Origin of the sequence: Xanthomonas sp. SHU 166, from assembly GCF_000364685.1 — a bacterium.
Classification (GTDB): domain Bacteria; phylum Pseudomonadota; class Gammaproteobacteria; order Xanthomonadales; family Xanthomonadaceae; genus Xanthomonas_A; species Xanthomonas_A sontii.
The window spans coordinates 1-5,838 of the sequence record NZ_AQOJ01000289.1 but is presented as its reverse complement, the minus strand read 5'-3'; the positions used below and the strand labels follow the sequence as shown (position 1 = coordinate 5,838).

The 5,838-nt window shown below is 70.3% G+C and carries 6 protein-coding genes; 1 reads left to right on the top strand and 5 read right to left on the bottom strand.

The features are described from left to right. From D180_RS24510 to D180_RS09020, 5 genes are all read right to left on the bottom strand, one after another. Positions 1-86: CD225/dispanin family protein (locus tag D180_RS24510; protein ID WP_043090702.1), on the bottom strand; the 86-nt coding region annotated here is incomplete at its 3' end. Between the two features lie 46 nt (positions 87-132). Next, on the bottom strand, positions 133-360 hold the full coding sequence (locus tag D180_RS09035; RefSeq protein ID WP_017915514.1) for a CD225/dispanin family protein: 228 nt from the start codon (positions 358-360) through the stop codon (positions 133-135). 153 nt (positions 361-513) lie between these two features. Next, positions 514-2,436: an MFS transporter gene (locus D180_RS09030; protein WP_017912536.1), complete on the bottom strand. Its 1,923-nt coding sequence runs from the start codon at positions 2,434-2,436 to the stop codon at positions 514-516. Positions 2,437-2,472: 36 nt separating this feature from the next. Next, positions 2,473-3,408, bottom strand: coding sequence for a LysR family transcriptional regulator (locus D180_RS09025; RefSeq protein WP_017912535.1), 936 nt, complete (start codon positions 3,406-3,408; stop codon positions 2,473-2,475). Between the two features lie 88 nt (positions 3,409-3,496). Further along, on the bottom strand, positions 3,497-4,423 hold the full coding sequence (locus tag D180_RS09020) for a hypothetical protein (RefSeq protein WP_017912534.1): 927 nt from the start codon (positions 4,421-4,423) through the stop codon (positions 3,497-3,499). Positions 4,424-4,638: 215 nt separating this feature from the next. Here D180_RS09020 and D180_RS09015 point away from each other — a divergent pair. Continuing rightward, on the top strand, positions 4,639-5,838 hold a 1,200-nt coding region (locus tag D180_RS09015), incomplete at its 3' end, for an MFS transporter (RefSeq protein ID WP_017912533.1).

Genomic DNA, 5,838 nt, shown 5'->3' with positions numbered 1-5,838 from the left:
ACGATGCCCAGCGGCAGACAGCAGAACAGCGTGGTCAGGATCGCCCAGACGAGGTTGTTGGACACTTGCGGTGCGGTGGTATTCATCCGTGTTACTCCGGTGGTTGGGTGGTGGAACGGGAAACGGTGGGGGTCAGTTGCCGGCCAGGCTGCCGATCGCCTCCAGCAGGATGGCCACGAAGATCCACACGACGACCAGGATCGGCGACGCGAGCGCCCACCAGCCGGCCTTGCGTGCGGCGGCGCGCGCGCCCTCGATGTCGCCGGCAGCGCGACGGCCATCCACCTGCGCGGCGTAGACGATGGACACGATGCCCAGCGGCAGGCAGCAGAACAGCGTGGACAGGATCGCCCAGACCATGTTGTTGGGCACATAGACGCCCGCGTTGGGCGCTGCTGGTGGTTCGGGCTGGTTCACTGTCCGCTCGGTCCTTCGCACTGGACGCCACGGCCTGTGGCGTCTCCCCTGCGGTTAATTTACCCGAAGCGCGTGCCCAGGGCACCTGCGCCGCACTCAGGCGGCATCGCCACGCAGCCTTCTCACCTGCGCCTCCAGCGTCTCGGCGGTGGCCTGGGCCCCGGCCACCGGCGCATCGGCGATCACCTCGATGTGGGCGCGGAAACGCCGCGGCACGCGCATGCGCCGCAGCCGCGAATCGCGCTTGCTCCACATGCTGGTCCACATGTTGCGCAGCGCCATCGGCACCACCGGCACCGCGCGCCGGGCCAGGATCTTCTCCACGCCGGACTTGAACGCGGCGATCTCGCCGTCCTTGGTCAGCGCGCCTTCGGGGAAGATGCACACCAGCTCGCCCTCGGCCAGCGCCGCGTCGATGGCGTCGAACGCGCGCTGCATCAGCTCGGGATCCTCGCGCGCCCCGGCGATCGGAATCGCCTTGGCGGTGCGGAAGATCCAGCGCATCACCGGAATGTTGAAGATGCGGTAGTACATGACGAAACGCACCGGTCGCGGGATCGCCGCGGCCAGCACCAACGCGTCCATGTAGCTGACGTGGTTGCACACGATCAGCGCCGCGCCCTCGTCGGGCACGTGGCGTTCGACGCCGTGCAGGCGCAGCCGGTACAGGGTGCGCACCATCAGCCAGCTGAGGAAGCGCATCAGGAATTCGGGCACGATGCTGAAGATCCAGATCGCCACCACCGCGTTGGCGATGGCCAGCGCCAGGAACACCTGCGGGATGCTCAGCCCGGGCATCGGGATGCGCACGCCGAACAGGTGCACCTGCTGCATCTGCAGGGCGATGCCGATCATCGCGGCCAGTACGATGAACAGCGAGTTCTGGATGTTGAGCCCGGCGATGACGCGCGATAGTTCCGCCTTCGGCGTGCGGCTCTGGATCAGCGCGAACAGCGGCACCACGAACAGGCCGGTGCACAGGCCGATGCCGACCAGGTCGAGCATGATCCGCCAGCTGCCGGCCTGGTGGACGAACTGGCCGATGCCCAGGCCGGTCTGCAGCGCGGCGCCGGGCCGGGCGAAATACAGGTCGAGCATGAAGGCGCTGATGCCGAACGCGCCCAGCGGCACCAGGCCGATTTCCACGGTGCGCCCGGACAGCTTCTCGCACAGCAACGAGCCGGTGCCGGTGCCGATCGAGAACAGCGCCAGCGCGAAGATGTACAGGTCCTGCGCGCCGCCCAGGTTGAGTTCGGCGTAGGTCGGCAACTGCGCGGTGAGCACGGTGCCGACGAACCAGAACCAGGACACGCCGAGCACGGCGTTGCGCACCGCCAGCTGGCGCCGGGTCAGGCGCATGATCGCCAGCGATTCCGGCAGCGGGTTCCAGTTGATCTTCAGCTCGGGTGCGCCGGCGTCGACCTTGGGGATGCAGCGCGCCATCAGGTTGCCGGTGACCGCCAGCGCGACCACCGCGGTGGCCGCGGCCACCGGTCCGTGGCTGCCGGCGATCTGGAAGATCAGCCCACCCAGGATCATGCCGCACAGGATCGAGATCGAGGTGCCCATCTCGACCAGGCCGTTGCCGCCGGTCAGTTCTTCCGGTTTGAGCACCGACGGCAGGATCGAGTACTTCACCGGGCCGAACAGGGTCGACTGCAGGCCGGTGCAGAACAGCGCCACCAGCAGCACCGCCATGTTCTCGGTCAGGAAGCCGACCGCGGCCAGCGACATGATGCCGATCTCCATCGTGGTGGTGATGACCACCAGCCGCGACTTTTCCAGCTTCTCGGCGATCTGCCCGGCCAGCGAGGAGAACAGGAAGTACGGCAGGATGAACAGTGCCGGCGCCAGGTTGGTGTACAGCGTGCGCTGCTCCGGGGTCACGCCCAGGTAGAACAGCAGGCCGATGATCGCCTGCCGGTACACGTTGTCGTTGAACGCGCCCAGCGACTGGACCACGAAGAACGGCAGAAAGCGGCGTTGCCGCAACAGGGCGAACTGGCTGTGGGCGGACATGCAGGCTCCTTTGCGAACGCGCGCAGCCTAGCAGGTTCACCGCGCGCGCAGGCGCGGCATGCGGCGGCCGGTGCTGGTGCTGTCGGTTGCGGCCTGCAGGGTGTCGCGCTGGGCGCGCAGCAGGGCGATGAAGGCGCGTGCGGCGGGGGTCGGATCCGGCCGCCACACGGCGTAGGTGAGGAAGCGGAAGCGCTCGCGCAATGCCACCGTGGCCACACCGTGCATGCCGGTGGCCATGGTCTGCGGCACCACCGCCAGGCCCAGGTCCTCGGCCACCAGTTGCCGCTGCAGGTCGGCGTGGGTGACCTCGTACTGCAGGCGCTGGCGCAGGCCGGCGGCGGCGAAGGCGCGGTCGATGATGCCGCGCACGCCGGCGCCGGGGATCAGCCCGGCCATCGGCGCGTCTTCCAGGTCGCGCAGGGAGACCTGGCGGCGCGTGGCGAAGCGGTTGCCGGGTGCGGCGATCAGCGCCAGCGGCTCCTCGTGCAGCAGCAGGTGTTGCGGCGGCAGCGCCACGTGCGGGCCGACCCCGACCAGGGCCACGTCGAGCCGGCCTTCGCCCAGTTCCAGCAGCAGCGCATCGCTCATGCCGGTGCGCAGGTGCACGTCCACCGCGCTGTGCGCCTCGCGGAAGCGGCGCAGCACCGCCGGCACCTGCACCGCGTTCAACGAGGAGATCTGCCCGATCTGCAGGCGCCCGCGCACCGTGCCCAGGGTCTGCGCCATTTCCTCGTGCAGGCGTTCGGCGGCGCGCAGGGTAGCGCGCGCGTTGTGCAGGAACACCTCGCCGGCGGCGGTGGCGCGCACGTGGCGCGCCCCGCGCTCGAACAGGCGCGCGCCCAGCGCCTGCTCGATCTTGGCGATCTGGTGGCTCAGCGCCGACTGCACGGTGTGGCAGCGGCGCGCGGCCGCGGTGAAGCTGCCTTCCTCGGCGACGGCGACGGCGAATTCGAGCTGGCGCAGGGTCAGCATGGCGCTGCCTGGCGCGCACGGTGGCGAGGCCGCAGCCGATCCGCGCCGGGGCTGCATGCGCCATGCGCCGTCTGTCGCAGTGCCCGCCTCATGCTGTGCGCCCGAGCCGCTTGCGCCATTGCTGGCGCAGCCACAGGCGGATGTTGTAGCGGCGCTTGCGGCTCATGAACGGGTAGCGCAGGGTGATGCCGAGCAGGCCGCGCAGCGTGTCCAGCCGCGGCGCCTGCGCGGGCAGCGCGTCGCAGCGCACCGAGATGCGGTCGCAGCCGGCGTCGTGGGTGCGGTGGATGACGTCGGCACGCATGATCAGCAGGTCGCCGACCGCGAGGTGCGGCACCACCTTGTGCGCTTCCAGGTCGAAGCCGATCTTCCAGCCGGGGCTGGCGTCGTGCAGGTCCTCGATCGCATACCAGTCGCCGATGGCGAGGGCCTCGCCCGGAAAGCGCAGCCGGAACCAGTCCAGCGTGTCGGCCTCCACGCAGCGGAAGCGCAGCGCGCCGCGGCCCTGGATGCGCTGGTGCAGCTGCGGATCCAGCCGCGCGACCACGTCGTCGGCGACGATGGCCACGTTGGCCAGGTCGGCATCGGGCTTGCGCACCGGCATGTAGCAGATCAGGTAGTTGCGGTGGTCGCCATGCAGGAAATAGCTGAAGTGGTCCAGGTGCCAGTTGAGCGCGCCGCCCGGCGCGGTCTTCGGATCGCGGTGCTGGTCGAACGGCAGACGCAGGCTTGGCGCGGCATGGCTTTCGCGGATGCGGATGGCGCAGTAGCCGAAGCGGTCGACGGCGATCGCCAGGCCCATGGCCGCGGCCACCGCCGGCACGGTGGCGGCGATGCGGGCCTGGATGCGCTGCATGTCCGCCGGCGGCAGGTCGCCGATCACGCCGTCGTGGAACTTCTCGGCGCCTTCCAGGAAGCGCAGCAGGCTGTCGGGAATGTCGCCGTCGCCCAGGAAGCCGCGGACCACCGCATACCCGTGCTGCTGCAGCGCCTCGGCGATGTCGGTGCTGGGCATGGTGCGGGTTCCTTCGGCGCGGGGGGCGGTGGTGGGGCGGCGCTCCAGTCCGGACGCCGCCTGCGTCCGAGGCGGCGGCCCTGGCAAACCGGCCGGCCTGTCGGCGCGGGAATCACGCTATCTCAAAAACAGATGGCAGTGGTGAAAAAAATGCGTTTGAAAGATCGCTGCCGCCGCCACAGACTGCGCCCCTCCCCACGATCCGGTGTCCGTCCATGGAAACGACTTCGCATCCGCCGATGCGCCGCGGCTTGGTGCTGCTGATGGCCACCGCCACCGGCCTGGCGGTGGCCAGCAACTACTACGCGCAGCCGCTGCTGGAGGTGCTGGCGCAGACCTTCGCCATCGACGTGCGCCGCGCCGGTGCGGTGGTCACCACCGCGCAGCTGGCCTATGCGGCGGGCCTGCTGTTCCTGGTACCGCTGGGCGACCGCTTCGAGCGCCGCAGCCTGATCGTCGGCCTGTACGCGCTCAGCGCGGTCGGCCTGCTGGTCAGCGCGATGGCGCACAGCTTCGCGCTGCTGCTGCTCGGCACCTTGATCACCGGCCTGAGTTCGGTGGCGGCGCAGATCCTGGTGCCGTTCGCCGCGACCCTGGCCGCGCCGCACGAGCGCGGCCGGGTCATCGGCACGGTGATGAGCGGCCTGCTGCTGGGCATCCTGCTGGCGCGCACGGTGTCCGGCCTGCTGGCCGGGATCGGCGGCTGGCACACCGTGTACTGGGTCGCGGCGGCGCTGATCCTGGTGGCCTCGGGGCTGCTGTGGCGCGGCCTGCCGCGGCACCCGGGCAACCCGCACCTGTCCTATCCGCACCTGATCGGTTCGGTGCTGGCGCTGCTGCGCGACGAGCCGGTGCTGCGCGCGCGCTCGGTGCTGGGCGGATTGCTGTTCGCCGGCTTCAGCATGTTCTGGACCACCCTGGCGTTCCTGCTGTCCGGCCCGGATTACCGTTACGGCACCGCGACCATCGGCCTGTTCGGGCTGATCGGCGCGGCCGGCGCGTTCGCCGCCAACCTGTCCGGCAAGCTGTCCGACCGCGGCGCCGGCCATCTGGTCGGCTGGGGCGGCCTGGTCATGCTGCTGCTGTCGTGGTTGCTGTTGCTCGACGCGCCGCACTCGCTGTGGCTGCTGATCGCCGGCGTGGTGCTGCTGGACGTGGCGGTGCAGGGCGTGCACATCGGCAACCAGAGCGTGATCTACCAACTGGATCCGGCCGCGCGCAACCGCATCACCTCGGCCTACGTCACCTGCTATTTCATCGGCGGTGCGATCGGGTCCAGCCTCGGCACCGCGGCCTATGCCTACGCCGGCTGGCGCGGGGTGGCGCTCGGCGGTGCGGCGCTGGCGGTGGTGGCGCTGCTGTGGATGGGCCTCAGCGTGCGGCCGGGGCGGCAAGTGCCGGCGCCGGCGCCAGCG